Source organism: Roseovarius conchicola, assembly GCF_041403425.1.
In the GTDB taxonomy this organism is placed as follows: Bacteria; Pseudomonadota; Alphaproteobacteria; order Rhodobacterales; family Rhodobacteraceae; genus Roseovarius; species Roseovarius conchicola.
The window spans coordinates 476,580-497,694 of the sequence record NZ_JBGEHK010000003.1; the positions used below are offsets into that span (position 1 = coordinate 476,580).

The 21,115-nt window shown below is 61.4% G+C and carries 18 protein-coding genes; 16 read left to right on the forward strand and 2 right to left on the reverse strand.

The window, feature by feature from the left end; genetic code table 11:
• Nucleotides 1–270: 270 nt before the first annotated feature.
• Complete coding sequence (locus tag V6N02_RS11580) at nt 271–1,431, reverse strand: amidohydrolase (RefSeq protein WP_371225739.1); 1,161 nt, start codon at nt 1,429–1,431, stop codon at nt 271–273.
• 54 nt (nt 1,432–1,485) lie between these two features.
• Between V6N02_RS11580 and V6N02_RS11585 the strand changes: the two genes are divergently transcribed.
• From V6N02_RS11585 to V6N02_RS11660, 16 genes are all read left to right on the forward strand, one after another.
• Nucleotides 1,486–2,226, forward strand: a complete 741-nt coding sequence (locus V6N02_RS11585; RefSeq protein WP_371225740.1) for an SDR family NAD(P)-dependent oxidoreductase — start codon at nt 1,486–1,488, stop codon at nt 2,224–2,226.
• Nucleotides 2,227–2,467: 241 nt separating this feature from the next.
• Nucleotides 2,468–3,865 carry an aminotransferase family protein gene (locus V6N02_RS11590; RefSeq protein WP_371225741.1) on the forward strand — a complete coding sequence of 466 codons (1,398 nt, stop codon included), beginning with the start codon at nt 2,468–2,470 and terminating at the stop codon, nt 3,863–3,865.
• Between the two features lie 46 nt (nt 3,866–3,911).
• Nucleotides 3,912–4,487, forward strand: a complete 576-nt coding sequence (locus V6N02_RS11595; RefSeq protein ID WP_371225742.1) for a GNAT family N-acetyltransferase — start codon at nt 3,912–3,914, stop codon at nt 4,485–4,487.
• A 126-nt stretch (nt 4,488–4,613) separates the two neighbouring features.
• Nucleotides 4,614–5,555 (forward strand): ion transporter, encoded by a 942-nt coding sequence (locus V6N02_RS11600; protein ID WP_371225743.1) that lies wholly within the window; start codon nt 4,614–4,616, stop codon nt 5,553–5,555.
• Between the two features lie 89 nt (nt 5,556–5,644).
• Nucleotides 5,645–6,349: a GntR family transcriptional regulator gene (locus tag V6N02_RS11605; RefSeq protein WP_371225744.1), complete on the forward strand. Its 705-nt coding sequence runs from the start codon at nt 5,645–5,647 to the stop codon at nt 6,347–6,349.
• The gene (locus V6N02_RS11610) at nt 6,339–7,247 is read left to right on the forward strand and encodes a dihydrodipicolinate synthase family protein (protein ID WP_371225745.1); all 909 of its coding nucleotides are present in this window, start codon (nt 6,339–6,341) and stop codon (nt 7,245–7,247) included. The genes V6N02_RS11605 and V6N02_RS11610 overlap by 11 nt, the downstream gene beginning before the upstream one ends.
• Nucleotides 7,244–8,734: an aldehyde dehydrogenase gene (locus V6N02_RS11615; RefSeq protein WP_371225746.1), complete on the forward strand. Its 1,491-nt coding sequence runs from the start codon at nt 7,244–7,246 to the stop codon at nt 8,732–8,734. The genes V6N02_RS11610 and V6N02_RS11615 overlap by 4 nt, the downstream gene beginning before the upstream one ends.
• Nucleotides 8,731–9,207 carry a hypothetical protein gene (locus V6N02_RS11620; RefSeq protein ID WP_371225747.1) on the forward strand — a complete coding sequence of 159 codons (477 nt, stop codon included), beginning with the start codon at nt 8,731–8,733 and terminating at the stop codon, nt 9,205–9,207. Before V6N02_RS11615 ends, V6N02_RS11620 begins: the two co-directional genes overlap by 4 nt.
• The gene (locus V6N02_RS11625; RefSeq protein ID WP_371225748.1) at nt 9,204–10,757 is read left to right on the forward strand and encodes a trimethylamine methyltransferase family protein; all 1,554 of its coding nucleotides are present in this window, start codon (nt 9,204–9,206) and stop codon (nt 10,755–10,757) included. The genes V6N02_RS11620 and V6N02_RS11625 overlap by 4 nt, the downstream gene beginning before the upstream one ends.
• Before the next feature lie 8 nt (nt 10,758–10,765).
• Nucleotides 10,766–11,749: a VOC family protein gene (locus tag V6N02_RS11630; protein WP_371225749.1), complete on the forward strand. Its 984-nt coding sequence runs from the start codon at nt 10,766–10,768 to the stop codon at nt 11,747–11,749.
• Between the two features lie 3 nt (nt 11,750–11,752).
• On the forward strand, nt 11,753–12,859 hold the full coding sequence (locus tag V6N02_RS11635) for a mandelate racemase/muconate lactonizing enzyme family protein (RefSeq protein WP_371225750.1): 1,107 nt from the start codon (nt 11,753–11,755) through the stop codon (nt 12,857–12,859).
• A gap of 7 nt (nt 12,860–12,866) precedes the next feature.
• Nucleotides 12,867–14,897 (forward strand): oxidoreductase, encoded by a 2,031-nt coding sequence (locus V6N02_RS11640; protein WP_371225751.1) that lies wholly within the window; start codon nt 12,867–12,869, stop codon nt 14,895–14,897.
• The gene (locus V6N02_RS11645) at nt 14,890–16,080 is read left to right on the forward strand and encodes a cytochrome P450 (RefSeq protein ID WP_371225752.1); all 1,191 of its coding nucleotides are present in this window, start codon (nt 14,890–14,892) and stop codon (nt 16,078–16,080) included. The genes V6N02_RS11640 and V6N02_RS11645 overlap by 8 nt, the downstream gene beginning before the upstream one ends.
• A complete protein-coding gene (locus V6N02_RS11650) occupies nt 16,077–16,808 on the forward strand; it encodes an SDR family NAD(P)-dependent oxidoreductase (RefSeq protein ID WP_371225753.1) in 732 nt (243 codons plus the stop codon). The genes V6N02_RS11645 and V6N02_RS11650 overlap by 4 nt, the downstream gene beginning before the upstream one ends.
• Nucleotides 16,805–17,536, forward strand: coding sequence for an SDR family NAD(P)-dependent oxidoreductase (locus tag V6N02_RS11655; protein WP_371225754.1), 732 nt, complete (start codon nt 16,805–16,807; stop codon nt 17,534–17,536). Before V6N02_RS11650 ends, V6N02_RS11655 begins: the two co-directional genes overlap by 4 nt.
• Nucleotides 17,533–18,864, forward strand: a complete 1,332-nt coding sequence (locus V6N02_RS11660; RefSeq protein ID WP_371225755.1) for an NAD(P)/FAD-dependent oxidoreductase — start codon at nt 17,533–17,535, stop codon at nt 18,862–18,864. Before V6N02_RS11655 ends, V6N02_RS11660 begins: the two co-directional genes overlap by 4 nt.
• Before the next feature lie 20 nt (nt 18,865–18,884).
• On the opposite strand, the gene V6N02_RS11665 is transcribed toward V6N02_RS11660, so the two are convergent.
• Nucleotides 18,885–21,104 carry a heavy metal translocating P-type ATPase gene (locus V6N02_RS11665; RefSeq protein ID WP_371225756.1) on the reverse strand — a complete coding sequence of 740 codons (2,220 nt, stop codon included), beginning with the start codon at nt 21,102–21,104 and terminating at the stop codon, nt 18,885–18,887.
• Between the last annotated feature and the right edge of the window lie 11 nt (nt 21,105–21,115).

The following is a 21,115-nucleotide window of genomic DNA, read 5'->3' on the forward strand; positions in this document are numbered from 1 at the left end:
GGATCAGATGGCAGCTTTGCGGGACACAGCAGTCACTTGCAGAGCCGCGCGATGGCCAGACCGCGGGATGGCGATCTGACCTCTGTGTGATGCGCTTTATGGCAGCCAAGCCCGTGTAAGATCACAGCACTGCGCCAAGCCCGGCCAAATCGCCAGCCCTTGCGGGCGGTCTGGCGATCGCGCGGCGGCTTCGCCTTGATTCCGCGCGGGGGGGTGACCGCGCAGGGCTCAGAGCCGCCAGCCGGTGAGACAGCCTGTCCTTCACCGCGATCAAGCCGTATCTGAACCCAGCTCCCGCTCGACCAGTGCCACCCAATAAGATGAGCCCGCCACCAGCGCAGCATCGTTGAAATCGTAATCCGCCGAATGCAGAGGCCGCGCGTGGCTGCCTTTCGTTCCATTGCCCATCAGCATGAAACACCCCGGCACCGCGGCGGCCATATGGGCAAAATCCTCGGAAAACAGCTTGGGCGGGCAATCGCCATCCACGTTGTTACCAAGCGCACGGGCGGCGGCCTCGGCGGCGCGGGTGGCCTTAGCATCGTTGACCGTGGGCGGAAAGATCGTGTCGTATTGCACCGTTGTCTCGACATCATGCGCTGCGGCAATCCCGGCAACGATCTGGCGCATCGCGGCCTCGGTTGCCGCATTGGTGTCAGGCGTCAACGCCCTTGCATCGCCCTTCAGAACCGCGTGGCCGGGCAGCACGTTGCGCCGCCCATCGGTGATGAACTCGGTAATCGACACCACCCCGTTCTGCGCCGGATCCAGCTTGCGCGATACGATGGTCTGAAGCGCACTCACCATCTGCGCGCCCACGGTGATCGCATCCACCCCCATATGGGGCAAGGCGGCATGGCCTCCGCGCGCGGTGATCTCGATCTCGAACAGGCTTTCTGCTGCGGTGATTGGGCCCGCGCGGGTGGCAAAATCGGTCAGTTCCATGCCCGGGATATTGTGCATCCCGTAGACTCGTTCAATGCCAAATCGATCAAACATCCCATCGCGGATCATCGCCGCAGCGCCATCGCCAAATTCTTCGTTGGGCTGAAAGATGAACACAGCACGGCCATTGAAATCACCCTGCCCGGCCAGATGCTTGGCCGCCCCCAGGGCCATCGTCATATGCCCGTCATGCCCACAGGCATGCATTTTGCCGGGATGAGTCGAACGGTGGGCAAACCCGTTGACCTCATCAATCGGCAGGGCGTCCATATCGGCGCGGATGCCGATGCTGCGTGGGCCATTGCCACGTTGCAACACGCCGACGACGCCGCTCTGGCCAATGCCGCGATGCACCTCAAGGCCGAAGCTTTCCAGCAATTCGGCGACCCGTGCCTCGGTCTTGGGCAGGTCAAATTCCAGTTCGGGGATCTGGTGAAAGCCGTGCCGCCAGCTTGTCATCTCGTCATGCAGATAGGCTGTTTTCATTCCCGCACCGTGGCTGATAATCTGTCAACGCTCAAGCCCTACAAAGGAATGTCCATGAAACACGCCATCGTGACGGGGGCCGCCCGGGGGATCGGGCTTGCCACCACCAAACAATTTCTCGGCCTTGGCTGGCGCGTGACGATGATTGATCGCGACGAACCGGCGCTGGAGGCCGCCGCCGCCCCGCTTGAGAATGTTGACCCTGTGCTATGCGATGTTTCGCAGCCCGATCAGGTGGCGCCTCTGGCCGTCGCCTATCCGCAGATCGATGCGTTGATCAACAATGCCGGCGTGGCCGATTTCGGGCCGATGGAAGACACGGATTTTGCCCGCTGGCGCGCGGTGATGGAGACCAATCTGGACGGTGTTTTCCTGATGTCACAGACCCTCCGCGACAGCTTGTTGGCCACGAAAGGAGCGATCGTCAACATCGCCTCTATTTCAGGTCTGCGCGCCAGCACATTGCGCGTCGCCTATGGCACCTCCAAGGCCGGCGTGATCCATCTAACCCAGCAACAGGCTGCCGAATTGGGCGACCACGGTGTACGTGCCAATTGCATCTGTCCGGGGCCGGTCAAAACCAAGCTGGCCATGGCGGTGCACACGCCCGATATCATTGATGCCTACCATGATGCGATCCCTTTGAACCGCTATGGCTCGGAGGATGAGATTGCGTCTGTGATCACCTTCCTCTGCTCGGACGCGGCCAGCTATGTCACCGGTCAGGTCATCGCTGTGGATGGCGGATTCGAGTCCACTGGAATCGGGTTGCCAGCCTTAAGGAGCGGTTCTTAACCAGCTTATGCAGGATGATGCGGTCATTTGTGCAAGCCGCGGGATGAGAGCCGTAACAGGACTCAAGAACAAACACTCACAAACAAGGTTGAGATATTTTGTCTCACTTTTTGCCAAGTCCGCTTTTCTGGTCTTATTCACGGGTGCCACCTGGCCCTATCCAGTGGCGCCGCTTCTCTATGATATGATCAAATGATTCTGGCACGCCCGCGCGTCGGGCCCTTTTGGATGGAGCACGCTCATGGACGGCAAGGTAATGGACAACGACATTTCTCATGTGGTCGAGGCGGATCGCGCCCATGTGTGGCACCACCTGAGCCAGCACGCGGCGTGGAACGGCGAAAAGCCGGCAGCCGACCCCAAGATCATCGTTGAAGGGCGCGGCATGCGCGTCTGGGACCAGCACGGCAAAGAGCATCTGGATGCGGTTTCGGGCGGTGTGTGGACGGTCAATGTCGGCTATGGTCGTGAACGGATCGCCAACGCGGTGCGCGACCAGCTGATCAAGCTGAACTATTTCGCAGGCTCCACCGGGTCGATCCCGGGCGCGATGTTCTCGGAAAAACTGATCTCGAAAATGCCGGGGATGAGCCGGGTTTACTATACCAATTCAGGTTCCGAGGCGAATGAGAAGGCGTTCAAACTGGTCCGTCAGATTTCGCACAAGCTGTATGGTGGCAAGAAGCACAAGATCCTCTACCGCGACCGCGATTATCACGGATCGACCCTGGCAACGATGTCCTGCGGTGGCCAGGATGAGCGCAACGCGCAATACGGCCCCTTTGCCCCCGGTTTCGTGCGCGTGCCCCATTGCATGGAATACCGTGCGCAATGGGACCTGAGCGGGGAAGAATACGGCGTGGCCGCGGCCAATGCGATCGAGGAAGTCATTCTGGCCGAAGGGCCTGACACCATTGGCGCGCTGTGTCTTGAGCCGGTTACCGCAGGTGGTGGCGTGATCACCCCGCCCGAAGGGTATTGGCCCCGCGTGCAGGAGATTTGCAAGAAGTACGACATCCTGCTGCATATCGACGAAGTGGTTTGCGGCGTGGGCCGCACCGGCACCTGGTTTGGCTATCAGCATTACGGGATCGAACCTGATTTCGTGACCATGGCCAAGGGTGTTGCGTCGGGCTATGCCGCGATTGCCTGCTGTGTGACCAACGAGCGTGTGTTTGACATGTTCAAGGACGACACCACCGATCCGCTGAACTATTTCCGCGATATTTCAACCTTTGGCGGCTGCACGGCCGGTCCGGCGGCGGCGCTGGAAAATATGGCGATCATCGAGGAAGAAGACCTGCTGGGCAACACCGTCGCCATGGGCGATTACATGCTGGATCAGCTGAACGCGCTGAAAGACAGGCATGCCGTCATCGGTGATGTGCGCGGCAAGGGCCTGTTCCTGGGCGCCGAGCTGGTCGCGGATCGTGGCACCAAAGAGCCGGTGGACGAAAAGCTGGCGCAGGCCGTTGTGGGCAACTGCATGGCGCAGGGCGTGGTGATTGGCGTGACCAACCGCTCGATCCCCGGCTTTAACAATACGCTCTGCTATTCGCCCGCGTTGATCGCCACCAAGGATGACATTGATCAGATCATCGATGGCACCGACAAGGCGTTGACCGCTGTCTTTGGCTAACTGATCTGCGCACCCTGCCCGTACGGCGGGGTGCGCGATATGTCCGATGTGGCCAGAACCCATCACTCTCCACGGCACCCATGCGGTGCTGGAACCCCTCAGCCAGACCCACGCGAAAGCCTTGGCCGAGGCGGCAGAGGGCGTGCAGGGGTTGTGGTATATGATGATTCCCACTCCCGAGGGCGTCCTGGCCGAGATTGAGCGCCGACAGGCAACCGCGAATATGCTGCCCTTCGCCATTCTGAACGATCAGGGCGTGGCAGTGGGGATGACCACCTACATGAATATCGAGGCAGCCCACCGGCGGGTTGAGATCGGCTCGACCTGGTTGGGAAAATCCGCCCAGCGCGGACCGATCAACACCGAATGCAAGCTAATGCTGCTGACCCATGCGTTCGAGGCGCTGGAGTGCATCGCGGTCGAGTTTCGCACGCATGTCATCAATCACCAGTCCCGCCGGGCGATTGAGCGTCTGGGGGCAAAACTGGACGGGGTGCTGCGCGCGCATATGATCATGGATAACGGCACAGTGCGGGACACGGCAGTCTATTCGATCACAGCTCCTGAATGGCCCACGGTGAGGGCCAACCTGAACTGGAAGCTCGCGCAGCCGCGCAATTGACGCGACCCCTTGCCATGCTGCCGTACGACGAGACGGGAGCGCGTTGGAGAAGGCGAAACATCACCGTGATGGTTCTGCGTGGCCGGATGTGGTTTGATCCCCCTCAGACAGAACGAGGGACATTCCATGAGTCGCCTGCGCAAGATGGTCTACAAACGGCTGGAGGCCGAACCCCGGACCGATCCGATCAACCGCGCCATTGATATCTGTCTTGTGTCGCTGATCACAATCAACGTTGTCGCCGTCGTTCTGGAAACGGTTTCCAGTATCGAAGCGCAGTATCATGGTCTGTTTGTTGTCATCGAGTTTATCTCGGTCGCCGTGTTCAGTCTCGAGTATCTGGCGCGCGTCTGGGTTTGTGTCGAAGACGAGGAGTTTGCGCAATATCGTTTTCCGCGACTGCGCTATATGACCACGCCAATCGCCCTGATCGATCTGGCGGCCATCCTGCCCTTCTACCTGAGTATGCTTTTCTCGGTCGATCTGCGGTTCCTGCGGGTGTTGCGGTTGCTACGTATCCTCAAACTCACGCGGTATTCTTCGGCTATGTCGATGTTGCTCGATGTCCTCAGGGAAGAGGCCAATTCGTTTTTCGCGGCGATTTTCATCCTGATGATGTTGCTGATCCTGGCCGCCAGCGGGGCGTATCTGGCGGAACATCAGATGCAGCCCGAGAGTTTCGGCTCGATTCCACATGCGATGTGGTGGGCCGTGGCGACTTTAACAACCGTAGGCTATGGCGACGTAACACCGATCACGCCTATGGGTCGTATTTTTGGATCGCTGGTGGCGATTGTCGGCATCGGTATGGCCGCCCTTCCTGCCGGCATCCTTGCCAGTGGGTTGGCAGATCGGTTGCGACGAACGCGTGAAGAACTGGCCCAGAAATTCAGGACCGCCCTTGAAGACGGCGTAATCGACGCCGACGAAGAAGCCGAGTTGGAACAGCTGCGGCGTCAGCTTGGCCTCAGTCACAAAGTCGCGGACGAAGTGTTGAAAGCCGTCCAAAAGGAGGCGCGCGCGCATGATCGGGATATCTGTCCGCATTGCGGTAAATCACTGCATTGATCCGCATAACGTGTCATCGTCAAAATGCTAGATCAATGAATACAACTTGTATACATATTGTATAACAACTGAGTCGCACCGGACCGATCATGCCCAAAGACCGCAAATCCCAATGCCTGGACGATGTGCGCATGCGCATTCTTACGCAAGGCATCGCACCCGGCAGTGAACTGGACGAGGCCGCGCTTTGTGAGGAATACGGCCTGTCCCGCACGCCCATGCGCGAGATTTTTCAGCGGCTTGCCGGCGAAGGATACCTGACGCAGGAACAGAACCGTGCCACGCGGGTGGCCTCGATGGATTTGAGCACCATGCGGATGTTCTTTCAGACCGCGCCGCTGATCTATGCCAATATCGCGCGGCTGGCCGCCGAAAACCGGTGCAGTGATGAACTGCCAGCCCTGAAAGACACGCAAACCGCCTTTCGCCGCGCCAATGAGGCAGGCGATGCGGGGCAAGCCGCGCTGCTGAACCACCGTTTTCACGAACAGATCGGGCGGATGTCGCACAATCCATATTTGCTGGTCAGCCTGAAGCGGATGCTGATCGACCACACGCGGCTGAGCCAGACGTTTTACCGCCCCGCCTCGGAGGAGGACGCGCTGCGCGTCACCAAGGCAGTGGAGCAACATGACGCCATGATCGAGGCAATCGAGATGCAGGATCCCACCCGAGCGGTGGACCTGACCATTGATCACTGGAACCTAACGAGTGACCGATTGGAGCGGTTCGTACAGCCCGATCCGCTGCCCATCGACGTTCACCAGATGAAGGACCGCAAACATGCAGTTTGAAGGCATATGGACGCCTGTCATCACGCCTTACCATGATGATTTCAGCGTCAATGAAAGCGCGCTGGAAGAGGTAATTGAACACCTGATCGCAGGTGGTGTGCATGGCATCATCGCCGCAGGCACGACCGGTGAATACTATGCGCAGGATTTTGACACCCGCGCGCATCTGGCCAAGCGCACCAAGAAAATCATCAGGGGCCGCGTGCCGCTCTGTGTGGGCACCGGCGCACTGCGCACGGAAGACAGCATTGCCTATGCCAAAATGGGTAAAGAGGTGGGCGCGGATGCGATCCTTGTGGCCACACCGCCCTATTCCGTGCCCACGGGCCGCGAGATTGCACTGCACGCGCTGGCGATTGATCGCGCCGTGGACATGCCTGTGATGCTCTACAACTATCCGGGCCGGATGGGCGTGAACATGGACGAGGAAACGCTGGATCGCCTTGGCCGCTCACCCAATTTCTGCGGCATCAAGGAAAGCAGTGGCGATATCAACCGCCTGCACATGATCGCGCGGGATTATCCGCATCTGGGCCTGCTGTGCGGGATGGACGATCAGGCGCTGGAATTCTTCGCTTGGGGCGCGCGCGGCTGGGTCTGCGCGGGGTCAAACTTTGCCCCCGAAGCGCATGTGGCACTTTACAAGGCTTGCGTGGTTGGGGGCGATTACACCAAGGGCCGTGCGATCATGAGTGCGATGATGCCGCTGATGCGGATTCTGGAACAGGGTGGAAAATTCATCCAGTGCATCAAACACGGCGTGACGATGCGTGGTATCCAAGCGGGGCCGCCTCTCAAGCCCCTGCACCCACTGAATAAAGACGACAAACGCGCCTTGGAAGAGGTGATCCGCACGCTGGACACGGCGATTGCCGCCATTGAGGAGACGAGCAAATGACCGAGTTGCTGACACGCGAAGAATACGCGGCCATCGCCGCCGATCTGGACCTGCCCAAGACCCCGTTCGTGGATGGCAAGTTCCGCAAAGGCGCGGGGCCGACGATGGAGACGGTCAATCCGGCCACTGGTGATGTGTTGGCCAAGATCAGTACCGCGGGCCCAGACGATGTGGACTTTGCTGTCAAGAAGGCCCGCGAAGCGTTTGAACGTGGCGAGTGGTCACGCGCGCATCCCTCTGAGCGCAAGGATGTGATGATCCGCCTGTGCAAGTTGATTACCCGCCGGCGCCATGAATTTGCGGTGATGGAAAGCCTTGAGAGCGGCAAACCGGTACGCGATTGCGAGCTGATCGACATCCCCGAGACGATCCACACGATCAAATGGCATGGCGAGTTGATCGACAAGATTTACGATCAGACTGCACCCGCCGGGGACGACGCGATTTCGATGATCGTGCGCGAACCTTTGGGCGTGGTGACCGCTGTGCTGCCGTGGAACTTCCCGCTGTTGATGATGGCATGGAAGATCGGCCCGGCCCTCGCGGCGGGCAACTCGGTGATCGTCAAACCGGCCGAGCAGACCAGCCTGACCGCCCTGCGGCTGGCCGAGGTGGCGCATATGGCCGGTATTCCGCGCGGTGTGTTGCAGGTGCTGCCTGGCGATGGCCCATCCGTGGGCGAACCGCTGGGTCTGCATATGGATATCGACATGGTCAGCTTCACCGGCTCGACCGAGACCGGCAAACGCTTCCTGCGTTATGCCGCCGACAGCAACATGAAAGAGGTCACGCTGGAATGCGGCGGCAAGAACCCTGCTGTTGTTCTGGAGGATGCCGAGAATCTGGACAACGTGGCCGAGCATGTGGTCAACGCCGCCTTCTGGAACATGGGCGAGAATTGTTCAGCCTCCAGCCGGTTGATCGTGCACAAGGCGGTCAAGGAACCGCTGCTGGATCGCATCCTGGCCCGTATCCGCGACTATAAAACCGGCGATCCGCTGGACCCGGCCAATCATCTGGGCGCTCTGGTGGACGCCGAGCATTGCAAGAAGGTCGCGTCCTATCTGAAAGGCAAGGCGCTGACAGGCGGCAAGGCCAAGGGCAATTTTGTCGAGCCGACCGTCTATGAGGTCAAGAAAACCGACAAACGTGCAACCGAGGAAATCTTTGGTCCGGTGCTGAGCGTGATCGAAGTCGCCTCGACCGAAGAGGCTATCCAACTGGCCAATGACACCAGCTATGGCCTCGCCGCCTCGGTCTTTACCGCCAATGTCCGCACCGCCATCCGTACAGCGCGCGAGATCAAGGCAGGCACCGTGACGGTCAATTGCTATGGCGAAGGAGATATCTCCACGCCGTTCGGGGGCTACAAGCAGTCGGGCTTTGGCGGACGTGACAATTCCATCCACGCTCATGACCAGTTCACCAATATCAAAACCATCTGGGTCGATCTGAGTGACCCCAAAGACGGGGATGATGTGGGGTGAGCGCAGATTGGGACAGCTATTTTCAGGCCCCCTGCACCCCCGAAGAGGTGCAGCGCGCGGCCCAGACGGTGCTGTCTCGACAGGCGCAGATGACCGGGGATGCGGGGCAGCTTCTGTTGATGGATATGGTCTCGGAAATGGCGTGCAAGGTACAGATGGATGCCGACGACCCTGCGCGGGTCAAGGTGCTGGTCACCAGCCCCGATGGGCATTTCAAGGATCAGCGCCTGGTCAGGACCAGCCAGTTCGCCGCCTTCAAACAGGCCCGCAAGCTGGACCTGATTGCCGGTGAAATGCTGCGGGATCTGGCGCAACAAAGTGCCACCGCATCTGTCATCGCGCAGGTGACGGAGAATGGCGACGACCCCACCGGCATGACTGTTCAGACCGTGCCCCTGGGATTTGAAGGATTGATCAAAGAGAGCATGCCAAAACGCGGCCTCCTCTCGCGCATCTTGGGAAGACAGACATGAGTATAGATGCAGTTGGCACAACACGGCGGGGCCGCGGGGCGCGCAAATCGGCGCGGCAGGCCCATGATTTCACAATGCTGCCCGCCCTGAAACGCGGCATCCCGCTGACCGAACCGATGGACGCAGACCAGATCGAACGGATTGACGCCGCCTCGATGGACATTCTGGAAAATGTTGGCGTGGTGTTCCGCGATGACATCGCCATTGAGGATTGGAAACGCGCGGGCGCCGATGTGCGCGATGGCGACCGGGTGCATCTGGATCGCGGCCTTGTGCGCGAGCTGATCAAGACGATCCCCGAGACGTTTACCTATCACGCGCGCAACCCGGCCAATAACCTGCCCTTTGGCCGCGACCATGCCGTATTCGTACCCATGACCGGCGCGCCGTTCCTGCGTGATCTGGACGACGTGCGCCGTAACCCGACGATGGAAGACCTCAGCAACTTCCACAAGCTGGCGCATATGCTGCCTGCGATGCATTCCTCGGCACACCACATTGTCGAACCATATGATCACCCGATCAGCCAACGGCATCTGCGCATTACTTATTCCTCGATGAAACACTCCGACAAGATGTTCATGGGCATGACCACCTCGCCCAAGAATGCCGAGGATGTGCTGGACATGTGCGCGATCCTGTTTGGCGAGGAGTTTCTGGAAACCCACCCGGTGGTGACAGGCAACTGCAACGGCAACTCGCCGCTGGTCTGGGACGAAACCATGCTGGGCGCGATGCGCGCCTTCAACCGGCGCAACCAGCCGGTGTTGTGCAGCCCCTTCGTGCTGGGCGGAGCCAATACGCCCGCCTCAGTGGCGCCCACGGTCGCGCAGTTGAACGCCGAAGCGCTGAGCGCGCTGGCCTATACGCAGGTGGTGCGCAAAGGGTGCCCCGCAATCTACGGGCATTACCTGTCCACCGTGTCGATGAAATCCGGCGCGCCGATGGCGGGGACGCCTGAGATTTCACTCATGAACATGATGATCGGCCAGATGGCGCGGTTCTATGGCGTGCCGTGGCGCAGCTCGAACACGTTGGGCGGGGCCAAGACCTTTGACGCACAGGCGGGATACGAGTCAGCCACTACACTAATGGCCCTGCAGATGGCAGGCACCAACTACATGTGGCACAGCGCTGGCTGGAACGAGGCCGGCATGCATTGTTCCATGGCTAAGTTCGTCGTCGATGCCGAACAATGCGCCATGGCCTATCGCATGGCCCAGGGCATCCGCTGGGATGACTTTGACGAGGCGATTGCAGCCGTGGGCGATATCGGCCCCGGCGGGCACTATCTTGGCCATCCGCACACGTTGGAAAACTTCCAGCGGGCCTTCTTCATGCCCGAGCTGTTTGACAACAACTCCATCGAGCAATGGCAGGCCGAAGGGGCCATCGAGGTGAACGAACGCACCTTGACCTACACCCGGAACTTGCTGAACGCTTACGAGGAACCCAAGCTGGACGCGGGCGTGAACGAAGCACTGCTCGATTACATTACCCGGCGCGAACGCGAAATTCCGGCGGCGGACGCCCTGAACCAGGAGCATTAGAGATACGCATGGCGCATGGCGATTTCATATGGTGTGACCTGTCGGCCTATGATCCGCCGCGCGCCATGCGGTTTTATGCGGGCGTGTTCGGCTGGCGCTGGTCTGGCGCGGATGAGAGCGGCACGTATCTGGCCAGCGCGGGCGGCGCACCCGTGGCCAGCCTCTATCAGATGCCCGAGAAATTCATGCAGATGGGAATGCCCTCCTTCTGGATGAGCTATATCGCGGTGGATGATGCCGAGGCGGTGGTTGAACAGGCCAAATTGCTGGGCGGCAAGGTCGAGCTTGGCCCCGCAGACTACCCCGGCGGCGGACGGTACGCCCTGATCCGTGACCCGCTGGGCGCAGGGTTCACCGTGCTTCAGGGTGAGGCGGGCAGCGTTGCGGGCACCACGCCGGGCCTGCGAGCGGGGCACGGGCTGTTTGTCTCCGACATCGAGGCCATCCAACCGTTTTACGAGGCGCTGTTCGGCTGGTCCTTCGGGACGGTCGAGGCCGGAATCGCGCAGGTGCATCTACGCGGCACGGTCCTGTTTCATTGTCACGAAATCCCCGACCCGGCAGTGCGCGGCAAGGAGGAATACTGGGCCGTTCTGTTTGCGCAGGCCACGGGCCTTGAGAGCATCACTGCAGCGGGCGGAGAGATCATCACCGAGATGTCCTTGCCCGAAGGTGATGCGGTGCTGGCCCGCGATCCCAGCGGCGCGGCCTTTGTCATCCTGAAAGCGGAACATGAGACGACCCCGTCCATCAGCCCGCCAAAATGGGGTTGGATCGGGTTGGGCCTGGTCCTAATCAGCGTCTTCAGCGCGCATCTGTGGCCTTGGGCGATCTTCCTTGGCGTTTGGGTTATCCAAGGGCTGCGCGTGGGCGAAACGCATCTTCTGACGCGCATTCAAAAGTCGCAAGAGCCGGTGCTGTTCTGGTCGATCATGGCTGTTTTTTCTGCCCTGGCCATCGCCAGTCTCCTGTATCCCTTTGGAGCTTCCTAAGTCATGCGTATCGCCGAACTACATATCTATCAGCACGACCTGCCGGTTAAAAACGGCCCTTATACCATGGCCAATGCCGAAGTGTGGTCCCTTAAAACCACACTGGTGCGTATGGTGTCTGATACCGGGCTGGAAGGCTGGGGCGAGACCTGCCCGGTCGGGCCCACTTATGCCGAAAGTCATGCCGGGGGTGCCAGCGCAGCCCTTGAGGCGATGGGCGAAGGATTGATCGGGGCCGAGATTGCGCCACTCAGCCTGCATCGCGCCATGGACGGTCTGCTGAACGGGCATCGCTATGCAAAGGCGGCAGTGGATATCGCCTGTTACGATCTGATCGGCAAAACCACTGGGCTGCGCGTGGCTGAGCTGCTGGGCGGAGCGGCGATGGAACAGGTGCCGTCCTATTACGCAAGCGGCGTTGGCGCACCGGATGAGATCGCCCGGCTGGCCATGGAAAAGATGGAGGAAGGCTATCCCCGCCTGCAAATCAAGGTGGGCGGACGCCCGGTCGAGATTGATATCGAGGTGATCCGCAAGGTCTGGGAGGTCACGCAAGGGCACGTCCGGCTGGCCGTGGATGGCAACCGGGGATGGACCACGCGTGACGCGTTACGGGTCAGCCGGGAATGCCCTGACATTCCCTTCATCATGGAACAGCCCTGTGACACGGTTGACGATCTGCGCAAGATCCGCGCGCAGGTCAGCCACGGCATCTACATGGATGAAAGCAGCGTTGATCTGGCCACTGTGATCGGCGCGGTCGGGGGCAATCTGGTCGATGGGTTCGGCATGAAGATCACCCGGATCGGCGGGCTGCAGCCTATGGCCGTCTTCCGCGATATCTGTGAGGCGCGCTCCCTTCCCCATACCTGCGATGACAGTTGGGGCGGAGATATCATCGCCGCTGCCTGCACCCATATCGGCGCAACCATACGCCCCCGTCTGTTAGAGGGCGTGTGGCTGGCGCAACCCTATATCGAGGGACACTACGACGAGTTGAATGGCATAAAGATCGAAGGCGGGCATATCGCCCTGCCCGAGGGGCCCGGTTTGGGACTGAGTATCGACCCAGCGCAGTTTGGCGCCCCGATCATGTCGTTCGGAGGATAAGCCAGTGGTGCGCGATCCCTTGTTGCAAGAGTTTCAGCTGGGTCATTTGACCTTGCGCAACCGGATCGTCAGCACCGCCCATGCGCCTTCTTTTGTCAAGAGTGGACATCCCAAGGACCGCTATCGGCTTTATCACGAGGAAAAGGCCAGGGGCGGTATTGGCCTGACCATCATGGGGGGGTCAACCAATGTTTCGCCAGACAGCCCCTCGGTTTTTGGGCAGGCCTATGCAGGAGATGACACGATTGTCCCCTGGCTCAAACGCTATGCCGAGGGCGTTCACGCACACGATACCGGCGCGATCATCCAACTGACCCATCTGGGTCGCAGGACCGTCTGGGATGATGCTCACTGGCTGCCGGTCATGGGGCCTTCTGCGCTGCGGGAACGGGCGCATCGCGCCATCCCGAAGGTCATGGAAGAGGCGGACATCGCCCGCGTGATCAGTGATTTCGCCGCTGCAGCCGGTCGGGTGGCCAAGGCCGGGTTCGATGGGATTGAATTGCTGGTGCATTCGCACCTGTTGGGTCAGTTTCTCTCGCCAATCACTAATCTGCGCGAAGATGCGTGGGGAGGTTCGCCCGAGAACCGGCTGCGCCTCTCGCTTGAAGTGATCGACATCGTGCGCCGGGAAATTGGCCCCGACATGATCCTCGGCCTGCGTATCGCTGCGGATGAAGAACTGGAGGGCGGATTAGACGCCGAGGCCTGCATCCAGATCGCCCGGGCCTTTGAAGCGACGGGGCAGGTCGATTACCTCAACGTTTTTTCTTGCGCACCTTATGACGATCTTGGCTTGGCCCGCTGGGTGGCCCCGATGGGCACACCGGCCGCGCCGCACCTGGCCGGGGTCAAGCGGTTGAAAGAGTCCGTCACCCTGCCCGTCATGCATGCCCAGGGCATCGCGGATACGGCAACGGCCCGTCATGCGGTGGACAGCGGGGCTGCTGATCTTGTGGGTATGACCCGCGCGCATCTGGCCGATCCACATCTTGTGGCCAAGCTACGGCGTGGTGACGAGGCGCGTATCCACCCTTGCATCGGGCTGGGCTATTGCGTGGACCGGGTCAATCAGGGCAAGCCCGCTGTTTGCGGTCAGAACGCGGCCACCGGACGCGAGGAGCATCTGCCGCATGTGATTGCCAAATCCTCTGCCCGCCGCCGCGCTGTTGTCATCGGTGGCGGCCCCGGCGGCATGGAAGCCGCGCGGGTGCTGGCCTCTCGTGGCCATCATGTGGTGCTGCATGAGGCCGCGGATCGATTGGGGGGCCAGGTTCGTCTGGCAGCAGCCGGTCGCACCCGGCGCAACATCATCGGTGTGACAGACTGGCTGGAGGCCGAACTGACCCATCTGGACGTGAAGCTGCGCCTGAACAGTTATGCCGAGGCGGGGGATGTGTTGGCGGATGCCCCCGATCTGGTGGTTGTCGCCACGGGTGGGTTGCCCAATGAGCCTGATTTTGACGGTGCTCATCTGCTGAGTCCGTCCTGGGATGTGCTTTCCGGTGGCGCGCGCCCTGCAGGCGATGTGCTGTTGCTGGACGAAACCGGTGATCAGCAAGGGACGGTGCTGGCGGACGTATTATTGCAAGGGGGTGCACAGGTCACGCTGGCCACACCGGATCGCGCCCCGCATCACGAGCTGGGACCAACCACTGGCGCCGTTGCACTGCGTGATCTTTATGCTCAGGGCATCAGCTATCGTGCCGATACCGATTGCGCCGGGCTGGAGCGTGAGGGGAACCGGATCACCGCGCGGCTGCGCAACGTCCTGACCGGCAAGGAGACGCGGGAGAATTTCGATCATGTACTCAGCGAGGCCGGGACCGTTGCAAATGACGAACTTTACTGCGCGTTGGTCGCGCAAAGCCGCAACGGCGGGCAAATCGACAGGACGGCCTGGGTCGATGGCGGGCCCGTTCTGCCAGCGGACAAACCGCAAGAAGGGTTTGATCTGGTCCGCATCGGAGATGCCGTTGCATCGCGCAACATGGCCGCCGCGATTCATGATGCCCTGAGGATTTGCGCCCATGTCTGACCTTCGCCCCTATCTTGATCTCAGTGATCCAACCTTCTCGACCCGAGGCCCCGAGGTCATTGCGGCGCGCGATCAGAGTTGGTGCGCCGAAACGCCCTTTGGACTGGCTGTTCTGCGCTATCGGCAGGTGGGCCAGATCCTGCGCGACCGCCGGTTCCGGCAAGGCAGCCATAACTGGCCCGAGACCGTTGGGATCAAAGGCAGCTTCGCCAAATTCTGGTGCAATTCGGTGATTGGCCGGGAGGGGGCATCCCATCAAAAGCTGCGCGCGCTGGCCGTGCCGGCGTTGAGCGAGGACTATGTCCTTAGCCTTGTCCCCGCTTTTGACCAGATTGCTAAAGATCTCTGTGACGATTTGCGCGAGAAAACGGCCTGCGAATTCCAGTCCGAGTTTTGCGAGCCGTTTTCCGGGCAGGCCATCACCACCCTTCTGGGGATGGAGCGGGAGCGATGGCCTGAAGTGGCGCATGACGCCGCCAATCTCGGCCTGGCAATGGGCGTAGAAGCGAAAAAACACGAGGCGCGTTTCAATGCGGCCTGCGACAGGCTTTATATCTTGGCGGACGAGTTGGTCATGCGGGTACGCGGTGGCGAGGACGAGACCAGTTATGTCGCTCGTATGGTTGCCGAGTTTGATCACAACGGGAATTGCACCCATGACGAGCTGCTCAACACCATCGTTATGTCGATTTTTGGCGGGGTCGATACAACCCGCGCCTTGTTGGGGCTGGGGCTGTCGCTGTTCATCGACCACCCGGCGCAATGGAAGGCCCTGCGCAGCGATGAAACCCTGATCCCGCCAGCGATTGAAGAGTTCATTCGCGCGCGCCCGACCACCACTTGGGCGACTCGCGAGGCGTTGGAAGACGTCGAGATGGACGGTGTCACCATTGCCAAGGGCACGGTTGTGCATCTGCTGGTCCATGCCTCGGCCCGTGATCCGGAAGTGTGTGAAGATCCGGGTTTCGACATCACCGCCAAACGTCGTCGCCATTTCGGCTTTGGCGGCGGGGCGCATCATTGCATCGGGCATTTCGTGGCCCGTACCGACATCGCCAGCGCCCTTGCAGCGTTGCGCAAAACTTTCAAGACGGTGGCGTATGGTAATGCGCCGGAATGGCTGCCTGACAGCGGCAATACAGGCGCGCACCGCTTGCCCATTCGATATGAGGTAGCGACATGAGATTTAAAGAGAAAAAGGCTTTGGTCACCGGTGCTGCTGGCGGGATCGGTCAGACCCTGGTCGCCATGCTGCGGGCCGAAGGGGCCAGCGTGGCAGTGAGCGACCGTAATACCAGCGCCGTCGAGGCCGAGGCACATCTGGACGGCGATCTGCTGGACGGGGCATTTTGCGACACCTTGCCGGGGCGTGCCGCCGAGGCTTTGGGTGGGCTGGACCTGCTCTTTAACAATGCCGGCGTAATCACCCGGGGGGATATCACCCAGGCCAGCGATGCCGACTACACCCTGACCATGGGTGTGAATGTCGAGGCCCCGTTTCGCATCTGCCGCGCGGCGATCCCGATCATGGCCGAGGCCGGGGGCGGGGCGATTGTGAACACCTCGTCCTGCTGGGGCACGCAACCCGGTGCGAACCACCCGCTCTATATCATGTCCAAGGCAGCGGTCGCCTCGCTCACCCAATGCCTGGGCCGGGATCATGCCCCCCAAGGCATCCGCGTGAACGCCGTCTGCCCGAACGAGGTGAACACACCGATGCTGCGCACCGGCTTTGCCATCCGGGGGCTTGACCCGGACAAGGCCGTGGACGAGTTGAACAGCTCGGTGCCCATCGGCCATATCGCGGAGCCAGAGGAAATTGCCGACGTGGCCCTGTTCCTCGCCTCGGATGCGGCGCGCTACATGTGTGGCGCGCTGGTCGAGGTCAATGGCGGGAAACCCGTGGGATGAGCCGGTTTGCTGGACAGGTGGCGCTGGTCACCGGTGCCTCTTCGGGGATGGGACAGGCCACAGCGCGGATGCTGGCCGAGGATGGCGCGCGGGTCTTTACCGCGCAGCGCGGCGCGGCGGATCACGAGGCGATTGTCGCAGATTTCGCCAACCCCGATGCACCAGAGGCGGTGATCAGCAAGATACAAACCAAGGCCGGGCAGTTGGACATTCTGATCAACAATGCCGGTGTCATGCGCGAAGGCACGGTCGAGGAAGCCCCGCTGGACGACTGGCATCTGCAGATGCAGGTGAACCTGACCGCGCCGTTTCTGCTGATCCGTTACGCGATGCCGATGCTGCGCGAGGGTGGTGGGGCGATTGTGAATGTCGGCTCGATCGAGGGCTTGGGATCAAACCCGCGCCATCCAGCCTATTGCGCGTCCAAAGCCGGCCTGCATGGGTTAACCCGCGCGGTGGCAATTGATCACGGACCTGACGGCGTGCGCTGCAATGCTGTGGCGCCCGGTTGGATTAATACCCCGCTGAATGAGAATTTCATCGAGAGCATGCCCGATCCGGCCGCTTTTCGGGACCAGATCGGGCGTATTCACCCGCTCCGCCGCACCGGCAGCCCCAAGGATGTAGCGCGGCTGATCTGTTGGCTGGCCTCGAATGAAGCCGCCTTTGTGACCGGGCAAATTCACACCATTGACGGGGGCCGCACGGCCCAGCTGAGCCTGCCATGACCGTCAGCCAGATGCCCTGCGACCCCGGACCGGCGGGATGGAACGCCATTCTGCCCACGGCCGAGGACCATGTGCCGTTGGAAAGCCGGGTCACGGCCGACTGGCTGGTGATCGGCGGCGGCTTTGCCGGGCTGGCCGCAGTGCGGCGACTGTCGCAATTGCATCCCGAGGCACGGATTGTCTTGCTGGAGGCCAAGCGTGTGGCCGAGGGGCCCGCGGGGCGCAATTCGGGCTTCATGATTGATCTGCCGCATGACCTGTCCTCGGACGATTATGGTGGCGCGCTTGAGGCCGACATGGCCCAGACCCGCGCCAATCGCCACGCCATCCGGTTTGCCCATGAGATGGCACAAGACTTCGGGTTGAGCGACGAAGCCTTTACTTTGTCAGGGAAAACCAACGCGGCGGCGAGCGACAAAGGGCATCAACACAATCTGGATTATGCCGCGCATCTTGGCAAAATGGGCGAGGCGCATGAGTTTCTGGACGCGGGCCAGATGAAGGCCCTGACCGGCAGCGACTATTACCAAAGCGGGCTGTACACGCCGGGCACCGCGATGATCCAGCCGGCGATGTTTGTGCGCGATGTGGCGCGTGGACTGCGCTCGAACCGGGTGCAGATTTTTGAGAATAGCCCCGTGACCGATCTGACCCGACAGGGCGATTGGGTGGCGACGACACCAAAGGGCGCACTGAAAGCGCCCAAGGTGATCCTTGCCGTCAACGGACATGCCAATAGCTTTGGCCATTTCAAGGGGCAGCTGCTGCATGTCTTTCTTTACGCCTCGATGACGCGCGCGTTGAGTGACGAAGAATGCCGCCGCCTTGGGGGTGAGGCGCGCTGGGGGCTGACCCCCTCGGATCCCTTGGGCAGCACGGTACGGCGGATTTCCGGCACCGGCGGGAACCGGATTGTCGTACGCAACCGGGCGACCTGCGATCCCGGGTTGAAGATTGGCGATGCAAGGGTGCGGGCGATGGGGCGGACGCATGATGCCTCTTTTGCTGCGCGCTTCCCGATGCTGAAAGACGTCGAGATGGAGTATCGCTGGGCCGGGCGGCTGTGCCTCAGCTGGAATGGTGTTCCGGCACTGGGGGAAGTGGATGACGGGCTTTATGCGGCCTGCTGTCAAAACGGGCTGGGCCTTGCCAAGGGGACGCTGCACGGGATGATGATGGCCGAGCTGGCCTCGGGTGTGTCCTCGGATCTGCTGGATCAGGTGATGGATCATGAGGCCCCCAAACGCCTGCCGCCAGCGCCACTAACATGGCTGGGGGCGAATGTCATGATGCGCTGGGGCGAGTATAAGGCCGGGCGGGAGTTGTAGCGGACTTCTGATCGCGCGTCTTACTGCAGAACGGCCGTCACCCCGCGCAATCGCAATGCGTTGGAGACCACGAAAACCGAGCTCAATGCCATCGCACCTGCCGCCAGCATCGGGGACAGCATTGTGCCGCTGAGTGGATAAAGCACACCGGCCGCCACCGGAATCAGCGCCACGTTATAAGCAAAGGCCCAGAACAGGTTCTGGCGGATATTGCGCATGGAGCGGCGCGCCACATGGCGAGCATTCACCACGCCCGACAGATCACCCGAGATCAACACCACATCCGCCGTTTCAATCGACACATCCGTGCCGGTGCCCACGGCGATGCCCACATCCGCCTCGGCCAGTGCAGGGGCGTCATTGATGCCATCGCCGACAAAAGCTACGGGGCCATGGGCAGCGCGCAAGGCCCGAAGCGCGTCGACCTTGCCATCGGGCATCACACCCGCCACGACGTGATCGATCCCCAATTGATCCGCAATATGCTGCGCACTGGCCGCGACATCCCCCGAGATCATTGCGGTTTGCAGCCCTTCATCGTGCAGGGCGGCGATCACGGCCGCCGAACTGGGTTTCACCTGATCCGACAGCACGACATGCGCGGCCAGTCGGCCATCGATGGCCGCGTAAACCTGTGTGCCGGGTGTGGTGTCGGGGACAAGTGTCGACATATCGACCCCATGTTTCTGCATCAACACCTCGGTTCCGATCAGGACATGCTGACCCTTCACCTGCCCCTCAGCGCCCTGCCCAGGCAGCCCGCGAAACGCAGTGACCTCGGGCACGCTTAACCCTTCGCCCAAAGCCTCGATCGCGCGGGCGGTGGGGTGTTCGGATTGTCCCTCGACCGCTGCAAGGGAAGCCAAAACCTGATCACGCGCGCTGTCATCTGCAAGGGTCAGGGCGGCGACGGTGGGGCGTCCCTCAGTCAAGGTGCCGGTTTTGTCAAAGGCGACCACGGCGACCTCGGACAGGCGTTGCAGCGCCTCACCCTTGCGGAAGAACACACCCAGTTCCGCCGCGCGGCCGGTGCCAACCATGATCGAGGTGGGCGTGGCAAGGCCCATGGCGCAGGGGCAGGCGATGATCAGAACCGATACCCCTGCCACCAAGGCAAAGCTGAGCGTGGGGCCAAAGATCAGCCAGACCACGACCGCCAGCGCTGCGACCCCCAGAACGGCGGGAACGAACCGTGCCACGACCCTGTCGGCCAGTGCCTGAACCGGCAGTTTCGCGCCTTGCGCCTGATCGACCATCCCGATGATCCGGGCGAGAACCGTGTCGGCCCCGACATGGGTGGCGCGGTAGCTGAGAGCGCCCTGCCCGTTGATCGTGCCGCCGATCACCGTATCGCCGGTTGCCTTGGCCACCGGTGCCGGTTCGCCCGAAATCATGCTTTCATCAACGTGGCTGTGACCCGAGAGTACCTCACCATCCACTGCGATCCGCTCGCCCGGGCGGAGATGCAGGATGTCGCCGGGCAGCACGCGGTCAATATCCAACTCGGTGATCTCGCCATCGCGTTCGACGCGGGCGGTTTTGGGTTGAAGCGCGACAAGCGCCTCAATCGCGGCCCCTGCACGACCCTTGGCGCGCGCCTCAAGCCAACGCCCCAAAAGGATCAGCGTGACGATGACGGCAGCGGCTTCGAAATAAACCGCGCGCGCGGTGGCAGGTAAAAGCGATGGCGCAAACAGTACAACTGTGGAAAACGCCCAGGCGGCGAACGAGCCGAGAGCGACAAGACTGTTCATCTCGGGGCGGCCTTTCAGCAAGGCCGGCACGCCGATGCGGAAGAACACCCGCCCCGGCCACGTCAGGACAAGAGTGGTCAGCACGAATTGCATCAGCCAGATGTTTTGCACGCCGAAGCTGCGATGCAACCAATGGTGAAAGGCCGGGAACATATGCCCGCCCATTTCGGTGACGAAGACCGGGAGGGTCAGGATGCCGGCAATCAAAGTCGCGCGCAGGGCAGATGCGGCTTCGGCATGGGCCCGGGCGGCTGGCGAGGTCGCTGCTTCGCCCTTGGCCAGGGCATGGGCGGGATATCCGGCCTCGGTCGCGGCGGCAGCAAGGGCTGTTGCATCAACTTCGTCGCCCGCATCCACAAGGCCCGTGCCCGCGGCATAGTTCACGGCCACCGCGCGCACACCCGGAACCGCAGCCAAAGCCCGTTCGGCGCGGCCTGCGCATCCTGCGCAATGCATTCCATTGATTTCCAGTTTGACGCTTGGCATTTCGGCGGCCC